The sequence below is a fragment of the Photorhabdus sp. RM322S genome (assembly GCF_042879395.1).
GTDB lineage: Bacteria > Pseudomonadota > Gammaproteobacteria > Enterobacterales > Enterobacteriaceae > Photorhabdus > Photorhabdus khanii.
Window position 1 is genome coordinate 67,919 of the sequence record NZ_JBHFKW010000019.1, and the last position, 25,752, is coordinate 93,670.

22 protein-coding genes and 1 pseudogene are annotated in these 25,752 nt (G+C 42.8%); 20 read left to right on the forward strand and 3 right to left on the reverse strand.

Going from position 1 to position 25,752, the window contains the following annotated elements; translation table 11 throughout:
- Positions 1–147 precede the first annotated feature (147 nt).
- From ACGF63_RS12925 to ACGF63_RS12945, 5 genes and pseudogenes are all read left to right on the forward strand, one after another.
- Complete coding sequence (locus ACGF63_RS12925; protein ID WP_036846689.1) at positions 148–900, forward strand: sulfite exporter TauE/SafE family protein; 753 nt, start codon at positions 148–150, stop codon at positions 898–900.
- 111 nt (positions 901–1,011) lie between these two features.
- On the forward strand, positions 1,012–2,184 hold the full coding sequence (locus ACGF63_RS12930; protein WP_152963968.1) for an MFS transporter: 1,173 nt from the start codon (positions 1,012–1,014) through the stop codon (positions 2,182–2,184).
- Positions 2,185–2,417: 233 nt separating this feature from the next.
- Positions 2,418–2,866: pseudogene (locus ACGF63_RS12935) on the forward strand (type II toxin-antitoxin system PemK/MazF family toxin).
- Positions 2,867–3,513: 647 nt separating this feature from the next.
- Positions 3,514–4,860 (forward strand): NCS2 family permease, encoded by a 1,347-nt coding sequence (locus ACGF63_RS12940; RefSeq protein WP_036846815.1) that lies wholly within the window; start codon positions 3,514–3,516, stop codon positions 4,858–4,860.
- Between the two features lie 271 nt (positions 4,861–5,131).
- The gene (locus ACGF63_RS12945; RefSeq protein WP_036846686.1) at positions 5,132–6,781 is read left to right on the forward strand and encodes a Na+/H+ antiporter; all 1,650 of its coding nucleotides are present in this window, start codon (positions 5,132–5,134) and stop codon (positions 6,779–6,781) included.
- Positions 6,782–6,984: 203 nt separating this feature from the next.
- On the opposite strand, the gene metR is transcribed toward ACGF63_RS12945, so the two are convergent.
- The gene (gene metR / locus ACGF63_RS12950; RefSeq protein WP_036846684.1) at positions 6,985–7,941 is read right to left on the reverse strand and encodes an HTH-type transcriptional regulator MetR; all 957 of its coding nucleotides are present in this window, start codon (positions 7,939–7,941) and stop codon (positions 6,985–6,987) included.
- A 108-nt stretch (positions 7,942–8,049) separates the two neighbouring features.
- On the opposite strand from metR, the gene metE reads away from it, so the two are divergent.
- Both metE and ACGF63_RS12960 read left to right on the forward strand, forming a co-directional pair.
- A complete protein-coding gene (gene metE, locus ACGF63_RS12955; RefSeq protein WP_152963966.1) occupies positions 8,050–10,326 on the forward strand; it encodes a 5-methyltetrahydropteroyltriglutamate--homocysteine S-methyltransferase in 2,277 nt (758 codons plus the stop codon).
- Between the two features lie 241 nt (positions 10,327–10,567).
- Entirely contained in the window at positions 10,568–11,407 is an 840-nt protein-coding gene (locus ACGF63_RS12960; RefSeq protein WP_152963965.1) for an intradiol ring-cleavage dioxygenase, read from the forward strand.
- A 369-nt stretch (positions 11,408–11,776) separates the two neighbouring features.
- On the opposite strand, the gene pcp is transcribed toward ACGF63_RS12960, so the two are convergent.
- Positions 11,777–12,433: a pyroglutamyl-peptidase I gene (gene pcp / locus ACGF63_RS12965; protein WP_152963964.1), complete on the reverse strand. Its 657-nt coding sequence runs from the start codon at positions 12,431–12,433 to the stop codon at positions 11,777–11,779.
- Positions 12,434–13,131: 698 nt separating this feature from the next.
- Between pcp and udp the strand changes: the two genes are divergently transcribed.
- From udp to hemB, 11 genes are all read left to right on the forward strand, one after another.
- Entirely contained in the window at positions 13,132–13,887 is a 756-nt protein-coding gene (gene udp / locus ACGF63_RS12970; protein ID WP_152963963.1) for a uridine phosphorylase, read from the forward strand.
- A 94-nt stretch (positions 13,888–13,981) separates the two neighbouring features.
- Positions 13,982–14,764 (forward strand): tyrosine-protein phosphatase, encoded by a 783-nt coding sequence (locus ACGF63_RS12975; protein ID WP_387631274.1) that lies wholly within the window; start codon positions 13,982–13,984, stop codon positions 14,762–14,764.
- A gap of 74 nt (positions 14,765–14,838) precedes the next feature.
- Complete coding sequence (locus ACGF63_RS12980) at positions 14,839–15,369, forward strand: DedA family protein (RefSeq protein WP_036846672.1); 531 nt, start codon at positions 14,839–14,841, stop codon at positions 15,367–15,369.
- 147 nt (positions 15,370–15,516) lie between these two features.
- Complete coding sequence (rmuC, locus tag ACGF63_RS12985) at positions 15,517–16,827, forward strand: DNA recombination protein RmuC (protein ID WP_387631304.1); 1,311 nt, start codon at positions 15,517–15,519, stop codon at positions 16,825–16,827.
- Between the two features lie 73 nt (positions 16,828–16,900).
- Positions 16,901–17,656, forward strand: a complete 756-nt coding sequence (gene ubiE, locus ACGF63_RS12990) for a bifunctional demethylmenaquinone methyltransferase/2-methoxy-6-polyprenyl-1,4-benzoquinol methylase UbiE (protein ID WP_036846670.1) — start codon at positions 16,901–16,903, stop codon at positions 17,654–17,656.
- 1 nt (position 17,657) lies between these two features.
- Complete coding sequence (locus ACGF63_RS12995; protein ID WP_036846667.1) at positions 17,658–18,308, forward strand: SCP2 domain-containing protein; 651 nt, start codon at positions 17,658–17,660, stop codon at positions 18,306–18,308.
- Complete coding sequence (gene ubiB / locus ACGF63_RS13000; protein ID WP_036846663.1) at positions 18,295–19,935, forward strand: ubiquinone biosynthesis regulatory protein kinase UbiB; 1,641 nt, start codon at positions 18,295–18,297, stop codon at positions 19,933–19,935. Before ACGF63_RS12995 ends, ubiB begins: the two co-directional genes overlap by 14 nt.
- Positions 19,936–20,018: 83 nt before the next feature.
- Positions 20,019–20,279, forward strand: a complete 261-nt coding sequence (gene tatA, locus ACGF63_RS13005; protein ID WP_021325746.1) for a Sec-independent protein translocase subunit TatA — start codon at positions 20,019–20,021, stop codon at positions 20,277–20,279.
- 3 nt (positions 20,280–20,282) lie between these two features.
- Positions 20,283–20,726, forward strand: coding sequence for a Sec-independent protein translocase protein TatB (tatB, locus tag ACGF63_RS13010; RefSeq protein WP_023044656.1), 444 nt, complete (start codon positions 20,283–20,285; stop codon positions 20,724–20,726).
- Positions 20,727–20,747: 21 nt separating this feature from the next.
- The gene (tatC, locus tag ACGF63_RS13015; protein ID WP_036846657.1) at positions 20,748–21,524 is read left to right on the forward strand and encodes a Sec-independent protein translocase subunit TatC; all 777 of its coding nucleotides are present in this window, start codon (positions 20,748–20,750) and stop codon (positions 21,522–21,524) included.
- Positions 21,525–21,633: 109 nt separating this feature from the next.
- Positions 21,634–22,647, forward strand: coding sequence for a porphobilinogen synthase (gene hemB / locus ACGF63_RS13020; protein WP_387631280.1), 1,014 nt, complete (start codon positions 21,634–21,636; stop codon positions 22,645–22,647).
- A 49-nt stretch (positions 22,648–22,696) separates the two neighbouring features.
- Here hemB and rfaH read toward each other — a convergent pair whose 3' ends face one another.
- Positions 22,697–23,185: a transcription/translation regulatory transformer protein RfaH gene (gene rfaH / locus ACGF63_RS13025; RefSeq protein WP_036846652.1), complete on the reverse strand. Its 489-nt coding sequence runs from the start codon at positions 23,183–23,185 to the stop codon at positions 22,697–22,699.
- A 223-nt stretch (positions 23,186–23,408) separates the two neighbouring features.
- Here rfaH and pepE point away from each other — a divergent pair, with 223 nt between their 5' ends.
- Positions 23,409–24,134, forward strand: a complete 726-nt coding sequence (gene pepE / locus ACGF63_RS13030) for a dipeptidase PepE (RefSeq protein ID WP_152963961.1) — start codon at positions 23,409–23,411, stop codon at positions 24,132–24,134.
- 144 nt (positions 24,135–24,278) lie between these two features.
- Complete coding sequence (ubiD, locus tag ACGF63_RS13035; protein WP_152963960.1) at positions 24,279–25,751, forward strand: 4-hydroxy-3-polyprenylbenzoate decarboxylase; 1,473 nt, start codon at positions 24,279–24,281, stop codon at positions 25,749–25,751.
- Position 25,752 lies beyond the last annotated feature (1 nt).

Below are 25,752 nucleotides of genomic sequence, written 5' to 3' on the forward strand. Positions count from 1 at the left end.
CTATCCCGTTACCAGTACATTTATACATAAGAGTATTTTGAATTGCTGTGGTTATTTTTTGCAGATTGTCCTGACAAACGACAGTAAAAGCTATTAATATTGAGACAATGATCACTCGGATTGATAACTATTTTCAGGGAAATATCAATGTTACATATACTGACATGGCCCGATCTATTTATTTGTATTTTTGCTGTTTTTTTTGCTTACCTGGTTTTTGGCATGGCTGGGTTTGGTTCTGCACTTATTGCTAGTCCGATTCTGGCGCTTTATATCCCTGTAGCGAAAATTGTTCCTCTACTTGCGTTGATAGATTTAACTGCCGCAGTGATTAATATTGTCAGAGATGGCAGAAAAGCCGAGTTTAGTGAGCTCAGGCTAATTGTTCCGTTAATGATTATCGGTAGTTTGATTGGTGCAGCCATTTTATTGATGGCTCGGCCCGATGTTCTGGTTCTGGTGTTAGGGTTATTTGTTGTTTTCTATTCATTTTATTCATTATTTTCTGGTAAAGCTTACCATCAATTCCCGGTTAAAGCGGCGATTCCGTTTGGTTTGGGTGGGGGTGTTTTCAGCGCACTGTTTGGTAGTGGTGGTTTTCTTTATGCCATCTATTTGGCCGGGCGGATACCCGATAAGGAAGCTTTCCGGATTACTCAGACGACTTTAATTGGCTTCAGTACCCTGACAAGAGTGATTATTTTCGTTGTCTTGGGTATTTATCTGGATAGTTCATTCTTGTTATTAATACTGGCATTTATCCCAGCCATGTTGTTGGGAATTTATTTTGGCCGCCAGATGACACTGAAAATTTCCAGAGAGATATTCCTGAAGTTTATCAATATCATTGTGCTGGTTTCTGGGTTAATGCTGATATATCGTTATATATTTACCCTTTGAAATAGTAACTAATAAAAATTTATTTATTTCGTATAATATCATTAACTTGTTATTTTCGATTCATTTCGCATTTATTTTCTCTGTTTTTTGCTAGAGGGTGGGCATAAGTAAATGAATAGTCGTCATTACAGAAATAGCCGTTTCTTCGCTATTTTTGCTATTACCAGTAGTATCGCTGTCATTGGTATTGTGATTGGTTTGACTATCCCGATGGTAGCGTTACGCCTGAATAGCCAGGGCATTGATGAGTTGTACATCGGTTTAATTTCTGCGGCTCCGGCGTTGGGTGTTTTGTTGAGTGCCCCGGTAGTTCAGAAAATTGTGGTCCTGATAGGTAAGAAACACGCTATGCTGATTGCGACAGTGGTTTCAGCTGTCAGTTTGCTTCCTCTGCTGAGTTCGTTATCGATGGAGTTACTTTTTCCTTTGCGGCTAATGACTGGTGCTGCTAGCGGGTTAATTATCTGTCTGGGGGAAACCTGGATTAATGAACTTTCTGAAGAGAATAAACGGGGCAGGATACTGGCCGTTTATACGACGACTTTTACTGTCAGTCAGTTGCTTGGCCCTTCTATTATCGCTTTGTATGGTGTAACAGATAAGACACCGATATTGATTTGTACTCTGATTCATTTCATCTCTGTGGTGCTTTTTTTAATGATAGATCAGAAGCAGGGCGATAAGTTGCCGAAACATGGCAAAGGATCCAGTTTCTCTATTGTTCAGTTTGTGAAGGTTGCCCCGGCGATCTGTGGTGGGGTGCTGTTTTTTTCTTTTTTCGACGGCACTATTCTTTCTATATTACCCATCTACGGAATGAGTTGTGGGTATACCGAAGCGGTAGCGGCGCTGATGATAAGTACCATTCTTGCGGGTGATGCATTGATGCAAATTCCATTCGGCTGGCTGGCAGATCATATGAATCGTGTGCGTCTGTACCGAATTTGTGGAGCGGTAACGCTCGGAGCAAGTGTTTTACTGCCGTTCACGATGACACATCATTATCTTATCTGGCCTTTGCTGATTGTGTTGGGGGCGACGGCGGGGGCTATTTACACAATTGCGTTGGTACAGATTGGTCAGTATTTTTCAGGAAATGATCTGATAGTTGCTAATGCTTCTGCGGCTATGTTGTGGGGAATCGGGAGTTTGTTAGGGCCATTGCTTGCAGGTGTGGCGAGTTCAGTGGCACCATCGGGTTTGCCTGTTTTACTTGTGGTTATTGCAGCGCTATTTTTGGTTTCGACAATGGATCGGTTTAATCCACAGAGTGAGAACGGCTGAGGTGTTCAGCCGAAGAGTGTCACAGGCGTAGAAGCTGGCTGTGAACAGCAGTTAGCATTGAGTAAACTTCATTATTACTGGGTAAATTATTGCCGTATCTTTTTTCTACATAAACTTCTGGATAGGGGATTATGCTTATTCTGCTGAAACTATGCTTAACTAAAACGAAATGTAATTTGTAAAATTGTTTAACCTATTACTCTACCTTAATTTTAATTAAAAAGGAACTTTTTGTGCCGATATCTTTTAGCCCTAAAGTCGGGGAGATCCTTGAATGTAACTACGGGAATTATCCCATTGGTAATGATGGCGCTGTTGTGGCAAATTTTTATGACGGCCACATGCCACCTGAAATGGTGAAGAACCGTCTGGTAGTGGTGCTTAATGGTAAGATAAACGGAAATGCTTGTATCGTGGTTCCTTTGTCAACAACGTGTGACGAGGATAAGCTACGGCGCGGTATGCACGTAGAAATCGCAGAGGGAATCATTGAAGGAGTAAGATATTTCGATCACGCTGGGCCAAAACTGATCTCGTTCAGCAGGTAAGTCGCACGCGCCTTAGTAGGCCGCGAACTGTCCGTGGATACCTGAATCAATGCCTGCCGAGAGAACTTGTAGCAGAAATACAACGTGCGGTTATCAAATCCATCAATGCAAGCTGGGTGCTATCAGATTCTTGACTTGTTTTAAAATAATTGTTGACGATTTCGTCAAAATCCACGAGGATATAGCGGTAGCCCATTGAGGCCCTTTAAAGATTTCTTCCCCATTGAGGGACCTGCAAAGCCCAGTTAATATGCTGGGTTTTTGCCATTCTACGGCAAGTAAAACGCTAGTTAACATTTTTTCCTGATTTAGGCTTTTCTGTTAGACCCACCAAGCTTGTTCCTCACAGGTAGCATCCTTAATCCTTATGGGATATGGCGGTGACAACACTGTTTTTGGTAATTGGGATTAGGTGCTTAACATGGTTGTACTGCGGAATTTATGGTTTGAAGTGAATATGCAAGGACGAAATTGTAAGCTTCTGTTCAAATGCCCCGTAGCGCCGTTTTATCAAGTTTTTCACGATAAAAACATGACAATAAACAGACCGCTTTTTTTGTGTTAAATAATACTGCTAGCTCTTGATTCCAACACCATGATCACTGGATAATCCCTCGCCTCAAATTCTCTCACCGTTTTTTTATTCTGAAAGCCAAACGATTGCTTTTATGGTTTGTGAAACCGATTGGTGCAATATTCATTATTGTTATTAGGTGAGGTAATCGTTTTCGTTTGGCAGAAAGCGGAGAAATACATGAATATAATGCAGGGGAACAACATGATGTCCGGCACTCAGGCACCAGCTAAATGCAAGCTGGATAAGTATTTTAAATTGACCGAACGCGGAACAACGGTACGCCGTGAAATTCTGGCAGGACTCACGACTTTCTTGGCGATGGTTTATTCAGTCATCGTTGTTCCGGGTATGCTAGGGCAGGCTGGGTTTCCTCATACTGCTATCTTTATTGCGACTTGTTTGGTTGCTGGTTTTGGCTCTTTGTTAATGGGGCTTTGGGCTAATCTGCCAATGGCAATTGGTTGTGCAATTTCACTGACTGCATTTACCGCTTTTAGTTTGGTTTTGGGGCAGCAAATCAGTATTCCGGTTGCGCTCGGTGCGGTATTCCTGATGGGCTGTTTGTTTACTGTGATTTCTGTTACCGGTATTCGTTCCTGGATTTTGCGCAATATACCCATGGGTATTGCGCATGGTGCGGGGATTGGTATTGGGCTGTTTTTGTTACTGATTGCGTCAAATGGTGTTGGTTTGGTCATTAAGAACCCGTTGGAAGGTCTGCCTGTTGCTTTGGGTTCGTTCACCTCTTTTCCGGTTGTAATGACTTTGCTTGGTCTGGCGGTTATTTTTGGCCTGGAAAAATTGAAAGTTCCAGGTGGTGTGCTGCTGGTGATTGTGGTGATTTCTGTTATCGGGCTGATTTTTGATCCTGCGGTGAAATATCAAGGATTCTTTAAAGTACCCAACCTGGGAGATGATGGCCTGTCGTTGGTTTTTAGTATGGATATTATGGGGGCTTTGCAGCCGGTTGTATTACCCAGTGTGCTGGCATTGGTAATGACCGCCGTATTTGATGCAACCGGCACAATCCGCGCAGTGGCGGGGCAAGGGAATCTGTTGGATAAGGGTGGGCAGATTATTAATGGCGGTAAAGCGCTGACTGCCGATTCTGTCAGCAGTATTTTTGCCGGTGCTATCGGTGCCTCTCCGGCTGCGGTATATATCGAATCAGCGGCGGGTACCGCAGCAGGAGGTAAAACAGGTTTAACTGCAACAGTTGTCGGTATCCTGTTCCTGTTAATTTTGTTCCTTTCTCCACTTTCATATCTGGTACCAGCGTATGCGACCGCGCCAGCCCTGATGTATGTTGGCCTGTTGATGCTGAGTAATGTCAGAAGGCTGGATTTCGATGATTTTGTTGGAGCGATGTCCGGTATGCTCTGTGCGGTCTTTATTGTTCTGACTTGCAATATTGTCACCGGTATTATGCTGGGTTTCGGTTCTTTGGTTATTGGCCGTGTCTGTTCCGGCGAATGGCGTAAGTTGAATGTTGGTACAGTCGTGATCACGATCGCTTTGGTAGTATTTTATGCTGGTGATTGGGCTATTTGATTGATTAAAAAGTGCGTAAGGTGTATCCATGCCTGCGCACTTTGCCATTTCTTGCGATTACTTTTAAATTCTCAATTATTTCACCGCTATTTATCTGATTAGTTTACAATATTCCTGCAATTCTTTTGGATACGACTCAGCATGTATCTACCTTTTTCGATTGATTCAGTTATTTTAGCATTAAGATCGATTCTCACTGTTTTTGTTTTGACGGGAAGAAAAAAGTCTCAATCTGTATATCAACGGTTCTCAGGTAAATTGTAAGGGCAACATGGAAATATTCTTTACTATTCTGATTTTGATTTTGGTGGTTTCAGTCTCTGGTGTTCTGGCTAAGGTGATTCCGTTCCGCATACCTCTGCCGTTAATGCAAATTGCAATGGGTGCATTGCTAGCCTTTCCGCATTTTGGTTTACATGTTACTTTCGATCCTGAGCTGTTTCTTGTCTTGTTAATTCCTCCTTTATTATTCGTTGATGGTTGGAAAACGCCAACCAGAGAATTTTTCCAGTACGGAAGGGAAATTTTCATACTGATGCTGGTATTGGTGCTGGTTACTGTTATCGGTATTGGTTATCTGATTTACTGGCTGATGCCAGGCATTCCATTAATTGCTGCCTTTGCCCTTGCCGCCGTGCTATCGCCAACGGATGCAGTGGCTTTATCATCGATTGTCGGAAAAGGGCGTATGCCTAAGCGCATGATGAGTGTGATGGAGGGGGAAGCGTTAATGAATGATGCTTCCGGTCTGGTGGCCTTAAAGTTCGCTGTCGCGATAGCGATGGGAACGATGGTATTTACTGTTACCGGCGCGACTATCGAATTCTTCAAAGTTGCTATCGGTGGTTTGTTATCGGGTATTGCGGTGACCTGGTTGTACAGTAAATCCTTGCGTTTGATGAACCGCTGGAGTGGTGGTGATCCGGCGACTCAAATTGTTTTCATGTTGCTGCTGCCCTTTGCTTCTTATTTGATTGCCGAACATATTGGTGTTTCCGGTATCCTTGCCGCTGTCGCTGCGGGTATGACTATCAGTAAATCTGGCGTTATCCGTAACGCGCCGTTGGCGATGCGTTTGCGGGCCGATAGTGTCTGGTCAATGCTGGAATTCGTGTTTAACGGCCTGGTATTTATCATGTTGGGCCTGCAATTACCGGAAATTTGGCAAACTTCCGTTGTACAGGCAGAACTTGATCCAACAGTTGAAACCTGGATGCTGTTTGCTGCGGTCGCAGTGATTTATGGTGCGCTTTTACTGCTGCGTTTCTGTTGGTTGTGGCTGATGAAGAATATCAGCAAAACCTTTATGAAAAAAAATCCACTGGATTTCGCTAGTTATACCACCCGTGAGCTATGGTTGGCGTCTTTTGCTGGTGTTCGTGGTGCAATCACACTTGCTGGTGTTCTGTCTGTTCCTTTGTTTCTAACGGATGGCACGCCATTCCCGGCACGTTATCAGCTTATTTTTATTGCAGCAGGTGTCATCCTGTTTTCTCTGTTAATTGGGGTTATCTCTTTGCCATTCCTGTTACGGGGAATTAAAGCTTCCGATAAGCAGGCAGATATCAGTGAAGTACGAATGGCGCGGGCAGCAATGGCAGAAGTGGCTATTGTCAGTATGAATAAGATGGAAGAACGCCTTTCAGCCAGCCCAGAAGAGCAATTGGATGCTGAGGTTATTATCGAAGTTGCTTCCAGGGTAATTGGTCATTTGCGTCGCCGTACTGTGGGGCAGGATGAGATCGAACATAACCTGCTAGTGGAAGATTTGGAGCGTCGTTTCCGTCTGACTGCGTTAAGAGCGGAACGCGGTGAGTTATATCATCTGCGTGCAACCAGAAAAATCAGTAATGAGACACTTCAGGCTTTGCTGCATGATTTGGATTTACTGGAGGCTTTACTGGTAGGGAAAGAGCACTGATCCCCTGTGATTCACGGGCTGTCACTACAATCTTGTCGATTGCGCCATTCAGCCTGATGGGTGAATATCTCACCTGTCAGGTTGATAGCCTATTTGCTGGTGTTTGCCCGTGTCTGGCTGATGGTGCCGGTTTTCCTGCCATAGATACCGGAACCTTGATAATGATGAATAATATATTGGTTCCGGTGGGATGGCTGATAAATTTACCATTGGAGGAGGTTTGGTTGTTGCGTTGTTCTGGGTTCACCAACGCTTGATCTTGAAATTCCCTTCACGAATGGCAGATTATTCATCGCGTGCTGGCGTGCGGAATGGATAAATGCGTCAATCTCCGGCTGGCGTTGTTCACCTTCCCGGACGGCAGAGTACAGCCTGCTCCATAAACCTTCTCCCAGCGTTTTCGTTACCACTAGCCCTTGCCGTTCAAATGTTTCAACAACCCAGTGTGGCAGAGCCGCGATCCCCATGCGGGCAGCAACCATTTGAATCAGTAACAGCGTGTTATCTACATTTTTCAGTGTGGGGATGACGCCGGCGGGTTGCAAGAAACGTCGCCAGATATCAAATCGTTGGCGCTGAACGGGATAGATCATCAACGTCTCATCAATTAAATCCTTTGGCTGAATGTGCAGCTTATTTGCCAGAGGATGATCTGGGGCGACAATCAATTTGACCTCATAATCAAATAGCGGTGTGTAGTGTAGATCGCTATCAGGAAGGATATCTGATGTCAGAACGACATCCAATTCCCGTTGCAGTAGTGCAGGTTGTGGATCAAAAGTGACGCCGGATTTGAAATCCACATTGACCTGTGGCCAGGTTTCACGGAAATATTTGAGTGCGGGTGTCAGCCATTGAATACAGCTATGGCATTCAATAGCGATACGCAGATTGGTCTGGCCTGGATCCTTGCATTCGCGCAGTGCGTTTTGGACCAGTGGGAGCACTTGTTCTGCCAACCGTAATAAAACTTCACCCTGTGGTGTGAAACGAAGCGGTTGACTTTTACGGATAAACAATCGGAAGCCAAGGCGGTGTTCAAGATCGCTGAATTGATGAGACAAGGCGGATTGTGTCTGATGCAAGTGATTGGCCGCTGCTGCTAATGAACCACAATGACTCAATGATTGTAATGTTTTTAAATGTTTTATTTCGATCATGAGAAACCTTCAGGATGATTATGAATAAATTGCGCTTGTGGTTTATACCTTACCTGTTGATTATGGATGTGTAAACATCTAGACGGCTAAAAATGACGGGATAATGAAATGACGATTATTAATCACACACTTGGCTTTCCACGTATCGGTTTGAAAAGAGAATTAAAAAAAGCTCAGGAAAATTATTGGGCAGGGAAAATTTCTCAGCAAGAATTATTGGAAACTGGCCGTGAGTTACGTGCCCGTCACTGGGAACAACAGAAGCAGGCTGGTGTTGATTTAGTGCCGGTTGGTGATTTCGCCTGGTATGATCATGTTCTGACTACCAGCTTATTGCTGGGTAATGTACCACCGCGTCATCAGAATGCAGATGGCACTATTGATCTGGATACACTATTCCGCATTGCCCGCGGTCGTGCACCGACTGGTGAGCCAGCCGCCGCCGCAGAAATGACTAAATGGTTTAATACTAACTACCATTATATTGTGCCGGAATTTCAGCAAGGTCAGGAATTTAAACTGAGTTGGACTCAGTTACTGGAAGAAGTGGATGAGGCTTTGGCTCTGGGTCATAAAGTGAAACCCGTTTTACTGGGACCGGTGACTTATCTGTGGTTGGGTAAAGTGAAAGGTCAGGTGTTTGATCGCCTCTCTTTACTGGAAGATATTCTTCCTGTTTATCAGCAAGTGTTAGCTGAGCTGGCTAAACGTGGTATTGAATGGGTTCAGATTGATGAACCTGCGTTGGTACTGGAATTGCCAGAAGAGTGGCTGGCAGCTTATCCGGTTGCTTATCAGGCACTTCAGGGGCAGGTTAAATTGTTGCTGACCACCTACTTCGATAGCGTTGGTCACAACCTGGAAATCATTAAATCTCTGCCTGTACAAGGGCTGCATGTGGATCTGGTTGCCGGTAAAGATGATGTTGCGCAGCTGCATGAGTCATTGCCAAAAGAGTGGCTGCTTTCCCTAGGCGTAATTAATGGCCGTAACGTATGGCGCGCTGATTTAACCGCTAAATATCAGTTGATTAAACCACTGGTAGAGAGTCGTACACTGTGGATTGGTTCATCTTGTTCTCTTCTGCACAGCCCTATCGATCTGAGTGACGAAACAGCTCTTGATGCAGAGGTGAAAAGTTGGTTTGCGTTCGCATTGCAGAAATGTGAGGAATTGGCTCTGCTGGCTGCGGCGTTGAATCAGCCAGAAGACAGTAAACAAGCAGAATTGGATGCTTACAGTGCACCAATCTGTGCCCGTCGTGAATCTAAGCGGGTGAATAATCAGACTGTTACTCATCGCCTTGCCGCTATTGAGCCACAGGATAGTGAACGTAATCAACTCTATCCGCAGCGTGCGGAAGTACAGCGTCAGCGCTATAACCTGCCATTGTGGCCAACAACAACGATTGGATCATTCCCGCAAACAACGGAAATCCGCGGCTTGCGTCTGGATTTCAAAAAAGGCCGGGTAGATGGTGCCAGCTATCGCACCAACATTTGTGAACATATCAAGCAGGCAATCAACGAACAGGAACGTTTAGGATTGGATGTATTGGTTCATGGTGAAGCGGAACGTAACGACATGGTGGAATACTTCGGTGAACACTTTGATGGCTTTGCCTTTACGCAGAATGGCTGGGTTCAGAGCTATGGCTCCCGTTGTGTTAAGCCACCAGTGATTATTGGTGATGTCAGCCGCCCTGAGGCTATCACTGTAGAGTGGGCTAAGTATGCTCAATCGCTGACGGATAAACCTGTCAAAGGGATGTTAACCGGGCCGGTGACTATCCTCTGCTGGTCATTCCCAAGGGAAGATGTCAGCCGTGAGACTATCGCTAAACAGATTGCATTGGCACTGCGTGATGAAGTGGACGATTTGCAGAAAGCTGGCATTGGTATCATCCAGATTGATGAGCCGGCATTGCGCGAAGGTTTACCTCTGCGTCGCGAAGAGTGGCAGGCATATCTCGATTGGGCTGTGGATGCATTTAAATTGAGCGCTGCAATTGCCGAAGATGACACACAGATTCACACTCATATGTGTTATTGCGAGTTTAATGACATCATGCCTTCTATTGCGGCACTGGATGCGGACGTGATTACCATTGAAACTTCCCGTTCAGATATGGAGTTGCTGGATTCATTCGAAAACTTCTCTTATCCGAATGAGATCGGACCAGGTGTTTATGATATTCATTCACCTAACGTACCTAGTGTTGAATGGATTGAAGCATTGTTACGCAAAGCGGCTGATCGTATTCCGGTTGAACGCTTGTGGGTTAATCCGGATTGTGGTCTGAAAACCCGTGGTTGGACTGAAACCCGCCAGTCACTGGCAAATATGGTACAGGCGGCGAAACGTCTCCGCGAATCAGTAAAATAACTCAATCCAGTAATTTGCCCATCACCTTTATTGGTGGTGGGCTATTTTTATAAATAATCTTTCTCTTGGGGATTCTCATTGTTTAATGGGGCATCCTCTGTAATCAAACTTTTTGTGACTTATATATATATTCCATATTGATATTGGAAAAAATACGTTTTATTAACAAAATACCCGCGACGTAACAAAATGGAAACTGTAAGCATTGTAATAGAAACTAAATAATTAAAGGGAGAATTATATGGATGTTAATAATTTGCAAGGTAAGAAAAGTAGCTCTCGAAGAGATTTTTTAAAAGGTAGCGCTGCTCTCACGGCGACGGCTGCACTTGCTCCAATTGGCCTGGCACGTGCGGAAGGAAAATTATCGTCACAGAATGGAAATGGAATAGGTGTGTGTACCCTTGCCCCAGAGCAGATATCAGGGCCATATTTTCGGAATAGTAAAATTGTAAGGCGGGATATTACTGATTCAGAAGCAGGAATACCTTTTTTATTAAAAGTAACTATTATGGATGAGAAAACATGTAAGCCTGTTGATAAATTATTTGTTGATATTTGGCATTGTAATAGTCGGGGGAAATATTCTGGTTGGAGTTATATAAGTCCGGATATACCACCTGAAGTCGGTGAAATATCCGGTATCAACAGAACTGATGATAAAGTTTTTCTACGAGGGGCTCAACAATCGGATAAAAATGGGGTGGTCAATTTTACCACTATTTATCCAGGGTTTTATGTTGGTAGAGCAACTCATATTCATATTGCAATTAGACAGATCAGCAAGGATATCAATGAAGAAGAGCATTTTGCTTTTGTTGGTCAAATGTATTTTCCTGAAGAAATTAATACAGAGGTCTATAAATATGATCTGTATTCAAAACGGAGGGTAATCAGAACTAAAAATCATGAGGATAATTATTTTAAAAATATGAGTGGTCATCTTTCAGAAATAAAATTAACAAAAATAGACGAATCTGATATTAATCGTGGGATACTAGGTGAGATAATTCTGTCAGTAGACTTGGAAAATATATCTAATTTTATAACTAAAGATGATTTATATTCCCATACGGTATGACCGATTTTGTTGAATAAACTAAATTTCAATATAATAACAGTCGGAATTATAAAGTAACCTATGTAAATGGCATATTGATTAATAGTTTAAAAAAATATCAAGTGCTTGATATACCTAATAGATTTCGAGTTGCAGCGCGGCGGTAAGTGAACAAATCCCCAGGAGCATAGATAACTATGTGACTGGGGTGAGTGAAAGCAGCCAACAAAGCAGCAACTTGAAAGATGAAGGGTATAAGTTACATACGGACATTGTGCAAGCACAGAGAGGATTGTCTTTGCTATTTGGTTAACATTATCCAGTAGATCGTATTTCTCTGTGCCTGTCACTTTTGTGGAGAACTTTTAACTGCGTGAACAGAATATCAAATTAATGAGTTGCACCTCCACTGATGGCGATATCCTCACTGTTTTTTAATGCTTCATCAATGGCGATTTCCAGTGCTGTTATTACTGTTTCCAGTGCCATACTCGGTGTGCCAGAGTACCGCACTGCCTGCTCAGGCAGATAAGGGATATGGATAAAACCCCCACGTATTTTAGGATTGGTGTACGTCAGATGATGCAGCAAGCCATACATGACATGATTGCAGACGAAAGTACCTGCGGTCTGTGAAATTGAAGCTGGGAGTCCTGCTTCATGTAAACCTTTGACCATTGCATTGATGGGTAACGTAGCAAAATAGGCGGCGGGACCGGTTGCTACGATTGGCGTATTGATAGGCTGGTTACCTTGATTATCAGGAATACGTGCATCGTTGATATTAATCGCCACGCGTTCCACTGTGATATTTGGTCTACCGCCCGCCTGTCCTACGGCAATTACTAAGTCAGGTTGGACGTTATCAATAGCAGCATATAAGCAAGTCAGGGAGACGTTGAATACGCATGGAAGCTGGCGTGCTTCTATGCGCGCTCCACACAATTCACGCCCTTGTAACTGCTTGACTGCTTCCCATGATGGATTAATCTTTTCATCGTCAAAAGGCTCAAAACCGGTAATCAAAACTGTTTTCTGTGTTGCCATAGGTAGTACTCCTGTATGATGGAAAGGTTCTAATATGTTTAAACAATATGTACCCTATTAAAGGGTGACGGTGATATTTATATTTGGTAATTGTTTTATTTTTGTTGAGAATATAAAGAGAATATGGTGAAAAATAAGAAATAAAATTTTATTCTTAATTTTTTTTGGATAAAATACAGGTAATTTTTAAATATATTTTTCATAGGATAAAGTTATTGTGAAAGTAATTTTTATTATTGTGCTGTTTCTTGTTAATATTTATTGCTATCGATTCTCTGGATAGAAAATTTCGATGAGATAGTCATTTGTTTTTTGTCTTGACAATCAATAAATCAGGTTAGCCATTTGGATATATTTTGTTCCCGCCATTATTAAAATCATAAATATAATTAAACAATTGGCTGTTTGTTACATATATGAGCGTATTCAGTTTAGCTTATGGCAGATAAGGAAATGCCCGGTTCTTTATTTTTGCGTTTGTGATTGCTATTTAGTCATATGTTAATTTTTGTCTTTATAATAGTTCGCTTATTTTTACTCATTTTATGATTATTTTGTGACTTATATCTCAAAATAATGTACGTTTTTCTTTTTTATCTTACTTCGAAGTGATATTTATCACTAAAAGATGTCTAAATGCTCAATACAGTAGATTTCAACTAATTTCGTTATAAATCTTTCCCTTTGAGGAGTCTGATATGTCTGATGTATTTCACTTAGGTCTGACCAAAAGCGACCTGCAAGGCGCAACTTTAGCTATTGTTCCAGGCGATCCGAAACGTGTAGAAAAAATTGCAAGATTGATGGATAACCCAGTTCATCTTGCTTCTTTGCGTGAGTTCACGTCGTGGCGTGCAGAAATTGATGGTAAAGCGGTTATTGTATGTTCCACGGGAATTGGTGGCCCATCAACTTCCATCGCTGTTGAAGAATTAGCACAATTGGGGGTTCGTACTTTCTTGCGTATTGGGACAACAGGTGCAATCCAGGAAAATATCAATGTTGGAGATGTGCTGGTAACCACGGCTGCTGTTCGTTTGGATGGTGCCAGCTTGCATTTTGCTCCAATGGAATTCCCGGCGGTTGCCGATTTTGACTGTACCACTGCACTGTATGAAGCCGCAAAAGATTCCGGTGCAACGACACATGTGGGTGTAACGGCCTCTTCCGATACTTTCTATCCTGGTCAGGAACGCTACGATACCTATTCCGGCCGTGTTGTGAGCCGTTTTAAAGGTTCCATGGCTGAATGGCAGGCGATGGGCGTCATGAACTATGAAATGGAATCTGCAACTTTGTTGACTATGTGTGCAAGCCAGGGGCTGCGTGCAGGTATGGTTGCCGGTGTCATTGTTAACCGTACTCAGCAGGAAATTCCTGATGTTGAGCTACTTAAGAAAACAGAAAGTAACGCATTGGGGATCATAGTCGAAGCTGCTCGCCGTTTGTTGTAAATAATACTTTTTGGGCCGGAGTATTCCGGCTCACTCTTCTTTTAAACAGAAATCTGTTAATGTTTTTGAAATTTACAACTCATTAAGAGTCATCATGATTACTACATCTTTATTGCATCCATCAGTACTTCCCCTTCATGGCGGGATTAATTTTCGTGATTTAGGCGGTAAAATGGTAGCCAGTGGTGGGAAAATTAAATCAGGTTTACTTTTTCGCTCTGGTGCTTTGGATCGTTTAACAGAAAAAGACCAATCTTTCCTGACAAATAAAAACCTCTTTCAAATCATAGATTATCGTGACATAGGTGAAATAGAAGATAAGCCTGATCTGGTATGGAATGGGGCTAATTATCATCATGCTCCTGCCAATCCATTATCCAAGGAAGTGAATGCGAATCTGGAAAAATTGACATCAGAGATGTTGGAACAATTTGATCCTCAGTCATTTATGTTCCGTCTTTATAAATTACTGCCTTTGAAAAATGAGGCCTATAAGATATTAGTTAAGTTGCTGCAACAGCCGGAAAAGGGCGGGATAGTACAACATTGTGCGGTAGGTAAAGACAGAACGGGTGTGGGTTCTGCACTGGTGTTGTTTGCTCTTGGGGCCGATTTAGATACGGTAATGGAAGATTATTTGGTGACGAAGGCCACGCTGGCACCTTACCGTGAATATTTGTTAAATGAACACGCGAAAACCATGAGTGATGATATGGTTGAGAAATTCGCTTATGTCTATTCCGTCAGAGAAGAGTTTTTAATGGCGGCACTAAACAGTATTAACCAGAATTATGGCAGTGTAGATGTATGGCTGGAGAAAGATCTTGGCCTTGATTTTTCTGCCCGTCAGAAATTACAAGGTTATTTCCTTGAATAAGAAGTTGGTTTAATTCTGGTTAATACAACAGTGGTTAAATTGAGTGTGGTATTAATCAATACAGGAATTTGAATTTGAGCCTTCATGAAATAGTTGAATTGGTAATCGCTTTTGTTAAAGCACACGATACTTGGATTATGCCGATTGTTTTCTTGCTTGCTTTTGGTGAATCTTTGGCTTTTTTCTCTTTGTTATTGCCTGCAACGATCATATTGCTTGGATTAGGTGCATTAATAGGTGAAAGTGGCCTTAATTTCTGGTCAATTTGGTTGGCAGCAGCGGTAGGGGCTTTTTTGGGTGATTGGGTATCCTATATCGCCGGTGCGCATTTTAAAGGTGATGTTGGCAAAATCTGGCCGATTTCCCGCAAACCACAATTGCTGACACGAGCGCATAATTTCTTTGAGCGCTGGGGTATTTGGAGCATTTTCCTTGGTCGGTTTTTTGGGCCATTCCGTGCAATTGTGCCATTGGTGGCAGGTATTTGTACCATGCCGTTGCGTTACTTCCAGGTTGCCAATATCTGTTCCGCACTTATCTGGTCTTTTGGGGTATTAGCTCCGGGTGCTTTTGGTTTGCAATGGTTAGCTCAATGGATAAGTTAATTGAGAGCCGCTTCGCAGACTGAGCCACCGGTGTAAATCAATCTGGACATCTATACAGTGTTAATTTAACTTAGCTGGTCGAAGAATGTAACAGAGGAAATATAGGATATCCAGTTGTTGTATACGTTGATTGGCGTTCTTGGTGGCCTGTTGGGCGGTGGGGCTCTGGTCTGGCTCTTCATTCATCAACGTATTCAGCAGCAGGAACTGGAGTTACGGGAACTGAGTAGTCAGCTTGCAGTTGCCAATGAAAAACTTGAGCAGTCTGTTTATTGGCGGGTTGAATGTGAGCAACTGAACCAAGAATTACGGGCTCAGAGAGAAGTCAATAACGCGCAAGAATCTGAGTTGCGGGAAGTGATTACACGTCTGGAAGAGAGCCGGCTTGCTGCCGAAGAGAAACAGCGGTTATTGATCAACAGTGAACTACGCCTGAATACCCAATTTGAAAACCTGGCTAACCGTATTTTTGAACAAACGGGGCGTCGTACCGATGAGCAAAATCGCCAGAGCCTTAATAGTCTTCTGGCTCCATTTCGTGAACAACTTGATAGTTTTCGCTGTCAGGTACAGGAGAGTTTTGGTCAGGAAGCCCGTGAACGGCATACTCTTGCACACGAAATCCGTAACTTGCAGCAACTGAATGTTCAAATGGCGAAAGAAGCAGTCAATCTGACTAATGCACTTAAAGGTGACAACAAAATTCAGGGAGATTGGGGGGAAGTGGTGCTGGCTCGTATTCTGGAAGCTTCTGGTTTACGGGAAGGACATGAATTTCGCACTCAGGTGAATATCAAGGCAGAGGGTAACAGCCGCTTCCAACCCGATGTTATTGTTCATTTGCCGCAAGGGAAAGATGTGGTGATTGATGCCAAAATGTCGCTGGTCGCTTATGAGCGTTATTTTAATAGTGAAGATCAGCACCAGCGGGAATCAGCCCTTCAGGAACATATCAGCTCAATTAAAGGTCATATCCGTGGTTTGAGCCGCAAAGATTACCAGCAGTTGCCTGGGTTGAAATCGTTGGATTATGTACTGATGTTTATTCCGGTTGAACCTGCTTATTTGGTTGCCCTCAACAGGGCACCTGAGCTGCTTGATGAGGCACTTAAACACAATATTATGCTGGTTAGTCCATCAACATTATTAGTTGCTGTGCGTACTATCAATAACTTGTGGCGCTATGAATATCAAAGCCAGAATGCGCGTTTAATCGCGGATAAGGCATCCCGTATGTACGATAAGATGCGTTTGTTTGTGGATGATATGCAAGGTTTAGGGCAAAGCCTGGATAAAGCTCAGTTTAATTATCGGTTGGCAATGAACAAGCTTACTGAAGGACGTGGTAATCTGATAAGCCAGGCTGAGGGGTTTCGTAAGTTAGGGGTAGCGGTGAAACGTTCTATTGATCCCGAATTGGCTAATAAGGCCAACCAACCATCCTGTGATAATGATTAACGTCAGGATAGGGTTTTATCTGAAAGGCTGATACACTTTTTATAACAGTTTGAATAAAAAACGGGCAAATAACATGGTAGACCAAACGAAACAAACCACACATTTTGGTTTCCGCACCGTAGCCAAAGATGAAAAAGAAGGTATGGTAGCCGAAGTATTTCATTCCGTTGCGGCAAAATACGATTTAATGAATGATTTGATGTCGTTTGGCGTCCATCGTATTTGGAAACGTATGGCTATTAATGCCAGTGGTGTTCGCCGATGCCAGAGAGTCCTTGATTTAGCTGGTGGTACCGGAGATCTGGCAGCTAAGTTTTCCCGTATAGTTGGTGAAAAGGGTCAAGTTGTTCTTGCTGATATCAATGAGTCTATGTTGAAGGTTGGGCGTGAGAAATTACGTGATACCGGTATTGTTGGTAATGTCAGCTATGTGCAGGCTAATGCGGAAGCGTTGCCTTTTCCTGATAACTATTTTAATTGCATCACTATCTCTTTCGGCTTGCGTAATGTAACTGAAAAAGAAAAAGCTCTGCGTTCTATGTTTCGGGTTTTGAAACCGGGCGGGCGCTTATTGGTGCTTGAGTTCTCTAAACCGTTGCTCGCACCATTAAGCAAAGCTTATGATGCATACTCTTTCCATGTACTGCCAAAAATTGGTCAGGTTTTTGTGCAGGATGCTGATAGTTACCGTTACCTGGCGGAATCCATCCGTATGCATCCTGATCAGGAAACACTTAAAACCATGATGGAAAATGCTGGTTTTGAACAGGTGACTTATACCAATATGACCGGCGGTATTGTTGCACTACACAGAGGTTTTAAATTCTGAGATGGAAAAACCATCACTGAGTACAGCCATTAATTCCACACTTATGCCGGTTTTAACCGCAGTGATGGAAAGATCGTTGAACCACTTGTTGTACCGCGAACCAGTATTAAGACCTGCACGTATGCGGCTGGTGGGCAAAGTTTTGTCGATTGAACTGGAAGAAATGAATACACCACTCACATTAGTATTCAGTGAAAAACAAGTGGATGTATTAAGTCAATGGGCTGAAGCGGCCGATTGCACCGTTAAAACTAACTTTGCTGCTTTGCTTAAGCTACGAGATCGACAACAAATTTCCAGGTTGCTCAATAGTGGTGAAATGGTTATTGAAGGGGATATGCAGGTTGTTCAGCAATGGTCTGCTTTGTTGGATATGGTTGAATGGGATTTGGCTCATTATCTTTCCCCTTATCTCGGGGATATCGCTGCTGAAGGTATCAGCCAGGCCATTAAAAAGGGATTTCAGTTTGTTTCCGGCTCAATAGAATGTCAGAAAAATTATCTGGTGGAAACATTAACGGAAGAATGGAAACTGGTGCCAAATGCGCTTGAAGTGGCTTATTTCAGCGAAGAAGTCAGCGTGTTGACTAAAGATATCAGTCAAATAGAACAACGATTGGCAGTATTAGAGGAAAAATATGACTCCAGGTGAATTAAGGCGCCTTTATTTGATCATACGGGTTTTTCTTTCTTACGGATTGGATGAGCTGATTCCTCGAATTCGTTTGACTTGGCCTCTTCGTTTTGGACGTTATTTGTTGTTTTGGATCCCGAATAGACATAAAGATAAATCGCTTGGAGAGAGGCTGAGACTTGCCTTACAGGAGTTAGGGCCTGTCTGGATTAAATTTGGACAGATGCTTTCAACACGGCGTGATCTTTTTCCTCCGGCAATAGCTGATCAACTGGCATTGTTGCAAGACCGGGTTGCCTCTTTCGACGGTGCTTTGGCTCGTCAATATATTGAAGCTTCTTTAGGGGGGCCGCTGGAAACTTGGTTTGATGATTTTGAACCTATAGCTTTGGCCTCTGCTTCAATTGCGCAGGTACATACTGCCCGGTTAAAAGAGAACGGTCAGGAAATTGTTATCAAAGTCATCCGCCCTGATATTCTGCCGGTTATCAAAGCGGATATTCGGTTAATGTATCGCCTGGCTAATTGGGTACCGATGCTGTTGCCTGATGGGCGTCGTTTACGCCCTCGTGAAGTGGTGCGGGAATACGAAAAGACGTTGATTGATGAGCTGAATTTACTGCGTGAAGCCGCTAATGCAATTCAGCTTCGCCGTAATTTCGAAAATAGCTCAATGCTTTATGTACCGGAAATTTATTCTGATTATTGCCGTGAAAATGTTTTGGTGATGGAACGAGTTTATGGTATTCCGGTTTCTGATATTGAAGCACTGGAAGCGCAGAATACCAATATGAAATTGCTGGCTGAACGGGGAGTACAGGTCTTTTTTACTCAAGTCTTCCGTGACAGTTTTTTCCATGCGGATATGCATCCGGGAAATATCTTTATCAGTTATGAGCATCCTGAAGATCCGTTTTATATTGGTATTGATTACGGTATTGTTGGTTCGCTTAATAAAGATGATAAACGTTATCTGGCGGAAAATTTTATCGCTTTCTTTAATCGTGATTACCGGAAAGTTGCTGAACTTCATGTGGATTCAGGTTGGGTTCCCAGTGATACTAATGTCGAAGACTTTGAATTTGCAATCCGTACAGTTTGTGAGCCAATATTTGAGAAGCCACTGGCGGAAATTTCGTTTGGTCATGTTCTTCTGAATCTATTTAATACTGCCCGCCGTTTTCATATGGCAGTGCAGCCTCAGTTAGTGCTTCTGCAAAAAACGCTTTTGTATGTAGAAGGGTTAGGACGACAGCTCTATCCACAGCTTGATTTGTGGAAAACAGCAAAACCCTTTCTGGAGGAGTGGTTACATAGTCAGGTTGGATTGCCGGCTATTATTCGGGCGCTGAAAGAAAAAGCACCTTATTGGGCAGAAAAGTTGCCGGAACTACCTGAATTAGTGTATGACAGTCTTCAACAGCATAAACATTTGCAAGCCAACATTGAGAAGCTATCAGATCAGTTAAAAGGGCAGCAGACAAAACAGCGACAGTCGCAGTATTTGCTCGGTGTTGGTGCGACATTGTTTCTTTGTGGGAGTTTGTTTTTGTTGTCTGGCTTAGTCAATATTCCTTGGTTGTTTATGGGCGCGGGTGTCGTCTCATGGCTGTTTGGCTGGTGTGAGTTAAGTAAAACAAAGTAAAATTTGTCTTCGGTATTTTCGAATATATAGTTCGTCGTATAATGAGCTATCAATGATAATCCCTGTTAAAGAGGTAAACCAGAATGGGCGGTATAAGTATTTGGCAATTACTCATCATTGCTGTCATCGTAGTACTGTTATTCGGCACAAACAAACTCCGTACTCTGGGGTCTGATCTGGGAGCATCTATTAAAGGTTTTAAAAAAGCGATAGGGGATGATAATCCGCCTCAGCAAGCTCAGAAAACCAGTAATGATGCTGATTTTGAGACTAAAAACATTGCTGAAAAGCAATCTGCCGCTCAATCTGAATCATCTGAGAGCAAAAACAAAGAGCAGGTATAAACCGTGTTTGACATTGGTTTTAGTGAACTGCTGTTGGTTATGGTCATTGGCTTGGTGGTTCTGGGGCCAGAACGGCTACCTGTGGCAGTTAAAACGGTTGCCGGTTGGATCAGAGCATTACGCTCTTTAGCGGCTAACGTCCAAAATGAGCTTGCTCAGGAGCTGAAATTGCAAGAGCTCCAGGAAAGCCTGAAAAAAGTCGAAGAAGAGGCGGGGTTACAGAATTTGTCCCCGGAATTGAAAGCTTCGATGGATGAGCTAAAAGAAGCGGCTGAGTCTTTGAAAAAGGCATACCAAAATGAGCCTGATGCAGGGAATATGAAAGCATCAGAAACAGATGAGGTGGCCCAAAAGCCAGCAGCGTCTCAGATTGTGGCTTCGCCCATATCATCTTCTCCGGTGGATGATAAAGCGGTTTCTGAAACGAAGAAAAAAACTTCTGATTAAGTTAATGGTGAACACAAAAACATGGCTGTTGATGATACTCAACCACTTATCAGTCACCTTATTGAACTGCGTAAGCGAATTCTAAACAGTTTACTTACTGTATTAGTGGTTTTTTTAGCGTTGGTCTATTTTTCTAACGATATCTATCAGATGATCTCTGCACCTTTGATTAAGCAATTACCTCAAGGTGCCAGTATGATAGCGACGGATGTTGCCTCTCCCTTTTTTACACCAATAAAGCTAACCATTATGGTGTCTATATTCGTATCTGCACCTATGGTTCTCTATCAGGTATGGGCATTTATTGCGCCCGCGTTATATAAGCATGAACGTCGTTTGATGATCCCTCTGCTCGTTTCCAGTAGCCTGTTGTTCTATTTGGGGATGGCATTTGCTTACTTTGTTGTGTTTCCGATTGCTTTTGGATTCTTTGCTAAGACAGCTCCTGTAGGGGTTCTGATTGCAACGGATATTAGTAATTATTTGAGCTTTGTCATGGCACTATTTATGGCCTTTGGTGTCTCTTTTGAAGTACCGGTTGCCATTATTTTATTGTGCTGGAGTGGGGTAGTTACACCCGAATCCCTGAAGAAAAAACGGCCGTATATTTTGGTAGGTGCTTTTGTTGTTGGCATGTTATTAACGCCGCCGGATGTTTTCTCACAAACCTTACTCGCTATTCCTATGTATCTACTGTTTGAATTGGGGATTTTGCTTTCCCGTTTCTACACCGGACAGCGCAAACTGGGAGATCGTTCAGAAGAAGAGCAAACATCAGAAGCAAATACGGAAAGGTGATAATAGTAATCTTAACATGTTGTTCTGTAGTGCTAAGATAATTAACTCAAAGCGATAGCATATTAATTAACCCAGCGTCTATGCGCTGGGTTTGAGTTAGGAGAGCTATATGAGCTATGCATTTCCAGGAACTTTCCCTGGTCGCCGTATGCGCCGAGTGCGCCGTCATGATTTTTCCCGTCGTTTGGTTGCTGAAAATCAATTAACTGTTAATGACTTAATCTATCCGGTGTTTGTCATGGAAGGCACTAACCGTCGTCAAGAAGTACCTTCTATGCCAGGAGTGTATCGTCTGACAATGGATCTTTTGCTGAAAGAAGCTGAAGAGATTGCCCGACTGGGTATTCCTGTTTTGTCTCTGTTCCCTGTTATTGAAGCAGATAAAAAATCTTTGGATGCGAAAGGAGCTTATAGCCCTGATGGGTTGGTTCAACGTACGGTTCGTGCGTTGAAAAATGCTGTTCCTGAATTGGGATTACTGACTGATGTGGCATTAGATCCATTTACTACACATGGTCAGGATGGGATCATCGATCAAGATGGTTATGTGATTAATGATGTAACCAAAGAAATTTTGATCAAACAGGCTCTGTCACATGCAGAGGCTGGGGCTGAGATTGTCGCACCGAGCGATATGATGGATGGACGTATTGGTGCAATCCGCGAGTTGTTTGAAGCGGAAGGCCATGTCAATACTCAGATTATGGCTTATTCTGCTAAGTATGCTTCGGGTTATTATGGTCCATTCCGTGATGCGATCGGTTCAAGTAGTCATCTGAAAGGTGGTAATAAAAAAACCTATCAGATGGACCCGGCTAACAGTGATGAAGCATTGCAGGAGATTGCACAGGATTTGCAGGAAGGTGCCGATACTGTAATGGTTAAACCGGGTATGCCTTACCTGGATGTGATCCGCCGGGTAAAAGACACCTTTGGTGTACCGACTTTTGCTTATCAAGTATCTGGCGAATATGCCATGCACATGGCAGCGATCCAGAATGGTTGGTTACAGGAGCAGGTCATTATGGAGTCCTTGCTATGCTTCAAGCGTGCAGGAGCGGATGGCGTGCTGACATATTTTGCAAAACAGGTTGCTCAACAGTTATATGAGCAGAGGTTTTAATATTTGATTAAAAACGGGTGAATGTGAATTCTGCCCGTTTTTTGTCTGATTAAAGTTTCACAAACTGTTTGTTATCAAGCGCTTTAGGTAATTGTTTATTCAGAATATTCAGTAATAGAATAGAGCGGGTTTCTCCATCTGGCTCATTGTAGATAGCCTGCAATCCTTCAAATATCCCTTCAGTAATTAATACCGTATCACCGGTCACAGGTGTATCTGGTGATACATATTCTTGCTCTGTTGCAGACATGATTTCATTAATAAGAGCGTCCGGTACGATAGCTGGGCGTATACCAAAACGAACAAAATGGCTAACGCCACGTGTTGAATGGATAGTCGTGGTATGAATAACTTCTGGGTCAAACTGAACAAATAGGTAATTAGGAAAAAGGGGTTCTGTATTCACAGTACGTTTACCGCGAGTTATTTTTTCAATTTTTGCGGTAGGAGTCAGGCAGGCAACATCCTGTCGTTCCAGATTTTCTATTGCTCGTGAAATTTGCCCACGCTTACAGTAGATGAGGTACCAGTTTTCCATGTTTATTTAACCTTGATCCAATGACTATTAAGCATAGCAAAATAGGAAAGGGCATTACAGGAATTATCTCAGTGATAATTGTTTGATGATAGATATTTATTGTTATGAGTAGATACTACGTTTCTTAGTAAGAAAGCTGTGAGTAATATCATGGTAAGCCATGGGCAAAGCGATCAATATAATGCTGGTGGTTCTGTCTGCAATTAATATAAGGAAAAGAAATATGGAAGTATTTCTGCTGAGTAATGGTAAACTTTCAGGTAATCCGAATTGGTTGAGTTATGCCAAAGAGCGGTTAGATGTAATGATTGAGAAACATGATATTTGCTCTGCTGTGTTGATTGCATATGCGGTTATTCAAGGTGATCATGAGCAGCGTGCTAAAGAGCTAGGAGAAGCTTTAGGAATAAGGGTAACAAATATTGAACGTTTTAACTCTCCTGTTCAGGCGATTGAAAATGCAGAATGTATTTTGGTTAGTGGCGGAAATACTTGGTTGCTGAATCAGCTATTACATGAAAACGGTTTGATTGTACCAATCCAGCGCGCAGTGCGTGAACGTAATATTCCATATATTGGTTGGAGTGCGGGTTGCAATGTGGCGACTCCAAGTATTCGTACTACTAACGATATGCCTGTCTGTAACGCTGTTGTCATACCATCCATCGGATTGTTCCCCGTACAAATTAACCCTCACTATATTGATAGCCATATTAGTGGACATATGGGGGAAACTCGTGATGAACGTTTGGCTGAATTCTGTGCAATGAACCCAGAAGAGATAGTGATTGCATTACGTGAAGGTAGTGGTTTGCATATTAATGGCGAAGAACTGCGTTATTTTAGTGGTAAGAATGAAGGGTTTAAAATATTCCAACACAATAAATTTTTCCCTGAGCAGTTTGATACCAAAGTATTAGCTAATTGGGTCCCATTGCGTTGTATTTGACTTTGAGGTCGCAAGGTTGAATTAAACCCATTGCTTTTTAGTAAGTTATTGGTTTAGTTTGTAGTCTTACGATAAAAATATAAAAAAGCTAAGTGGGATAGCTTATAATGTCTTTCCCCTTAAAAACCGGCACGAATGGATAGTATGAAATACCGTGACTTAAGAGATTTTCTGGTCTTGTTGGAGCAGAAAGGTGAGTTGAAACGTGTTAGCTTCGAAGTTGATCCTTATTTAGAGATGACTGAAATTGCGGATCGTACCCTTCGCGCTGGTGGACCTGCCTTGCTGTTTGAGAATCCCAAAGGTTATTCAATGCCTGTATTGTGTAATTTGTTTGGTACTACTGAACGTGTTGCTATGGGGATGGGACAGAAAGATGTTAAGGCTTTGCATGATGTAGGTAAGTTACTGGCTTTTTTGAAAGAGCCTGATCCTCCGAAAGGTTTTCGTGACTTGGTGGAGAAGCTACCGAAATTTAAGCAAGTTCTTAATATGCCGACCAAACGGCTTAATAGTGCGCCTTGTCAGGAGCAAGTTTGGGCTGGTGATAATGTAGACTTAACCCGTCTTCCTATAATGCACTGTTGGCCAGAAGACGCTGCCCCGCTAATTACTTGGGGGCTGACAGTAACCCGTGGTCCGAATAAAGAGCGGCAAAATCTTGGTATTTATCGCCAGCAGGTACTAGGTAAAAATAAACTCATCATGCGTTGGTTATCTCATCGCGGTGGAGCCCTTGATTTTCAGGAATGGTGTCAGGCTCATCCAAGAGAACGCTTCCCGGTAGCTGTTGCGTTAGGTGCCGATCCAGCGACAATATTAGGTGCTGTGACGCCAGTTCCTGACACATTATCGGAATATGCATTTGCTGGGTTATTAAGAGGATATAAAACAGAAGTTGTGAAATGTCTTTCAAATAACCTGGAGGTACCAGCAAGTGCTGAGATCATATTAGAGGGATATATTGAGCCTGGCGAATTAGCCCCGGAAGGGCCATATGGTGACCATACGGGTTATTATAATGAAATCGATATGTTCCCAGTGTTCACCGTAACGCATATTACTCAGCGTCACGATGCTATTTATCATTCGACTTATACTGGTCGCCCGCCGGATGAACCTGCTGTGTTAGGGGTTGCACTGAATGAAGTGTTAGTACCGATTTTACAAAAGCAGTTTCCTGAAATTGTTGATTTTTATCTGCCGCCGGAAGGCTGTTCCTATCGTCTTGCCGTTGTGACCATGAAGAAACAGTACGCTGGTCATGCCAAGCGAGTCATGATGGGAGTTTGGTCGTATCTGCGGCAATTTATGTATACAAAATTTGTTATTGTTTGTGATGATGATATTAATGCCAGAGACTGGAACGATGTCATTTGGGCAATAACTACACGAATGGATCCGGCAAGAGATACAGTATTAATGGAGAATACACCAATCGATTATCTCGATTTTGCATCACCAGTCTCAGGATTAGGATCGAAAATGGGAATGGATGCAACGAACAAATGGCCGGGGGAGACGCAGAGGGAATGGGGACGCCCTATTGTGATGAGTGAAGAAGTGCGTACCCGCGTCAACAAGATTTGGGATGAATTAGATATTTTAGGACCATAAG

Bases quoted from the DNA above. Each gene is read 5' to 3' on its own strand.
- ACGF63_RS12925 (WP_036846689.1), top strand. From the start codon at position 148: ATGTTACATATACTGACATGGCCCGATCTATTTATTTGTATTTTTGCT.
- ACGF63_RS12930 (WP_152963968.1), top strand. From the start codon at position 1,012: ATGAATAGTCGTCATTACAGAAATAGCCGTTTCTTCGCTATTTTTGCT.
- ACGF63_RS12940 (WP_036846815.1), top strand. From the start codon at position 3,514: ATGTCCGGCACTCAGGCACCAGCTAAATGCAAGCTGGATAAGTATTTT.
- ACGF63_RS12945 (WP_036846686.1), top strand. From the start codon at position 5,132: ATGGAAATATTCTTTACTATTCTGATTTTGATTTTGGTGGTTTCAGTC.
- metR (WP_036846684.1), bottom strand. From the start codon at position 7,941: ATGATCGAAATAAAACATTTAAAAACATTACAATCATTGAGTCATTGT.
- metE (WP_152963966.1), top strand. From the start codon at position 8,050: ATGACGATTATTAATCACACACTTGGCTTTCCACGTATCGGTTTGAAA.
- ACGF63_RS12960 (WP_152963965.1), top strand. From the start codon at position 10,568: ATGGATGTTAATAATTTGCAAGGTAAGAAAAGTAGCTCTCGAAGAGAT.
- pcp (WP_152963964.1), bottom strand. From the start codon at position 12,433: ATGGCAACACAGAAAACAGTTTTGATTACCGGTTTTGAGCCTTTTGAC.
- udp (WP_152963963.1), top strand. From the start codon at position 13,132: ATGTCTGATGTATTTCACTTAGGTCTGACCAAAAGCGACCTGCAAGGC.
- ACGF63_RS12975 (WP_387631274.1), top strand. From the start codon at position 13,982: ATGATTACTACATCTTTATTGCATCCATCAGTACTTCCCCTTCATGGC.
- ubiE (WP_036846670.1), top strand. From the start codon at position 16,901: ATGGTAGACCAAACGAAACAAACCACACATTTTGGTTTCCGCACCGTA.
- ACGF63_RS12995 (WP_036846667.1), top strand. From the start codon at position 17,658: ATGGAAAAACCATCACTGAGTACAGCCATTAATTCCACACTTATGCCG.
- ubiB (WP_036846663.1), top strand. From the start codon at position 18,295: ATGACTCCAGGTGAATTAAGGCGCCTTTATTTGATCATACGGGTTTTT.
- tatA (WP_021325746.1), top strand. From the start codon at position 20,019: ATGGGCGGTATAAGTATTTGGCAATTACTCATCATTGCTGTCATCGTA.
- tatC (WP_036846657.1), top strand. From the start codon at position 20,748: ATGGCTGTTGATGATACTCAACCACTTATCAGTCACCTTATTGAACTG.
- hemB (WP_387631280.1), top strand. From the start codon at position 21,634: ATGAGCTATGCATTTCCAGGAACTTTCCCTGGTCGCCGTATGCGCCGA.
- rfaH (WP_036846652.1), bottom strand. From the start codon at position 23,185: ATGGAAAACTGGTACCTCATCTACTGTAAGCGTGGGCAAATTTCACGA.
- pepE (WP_152963961.1), top strand. From the start codon at position 23,409: ATGGAAGTATTTCTGCTGAGTAATGGTAAACTTTCAGGTAATCCGAAT.
- ubiD (WP_152963960.1), top strand. From the start codon at position 24,279: ATGAAATACCGTGACTTAAGAGATTTTCTGGTCTTGTTGGAGCAGAAA.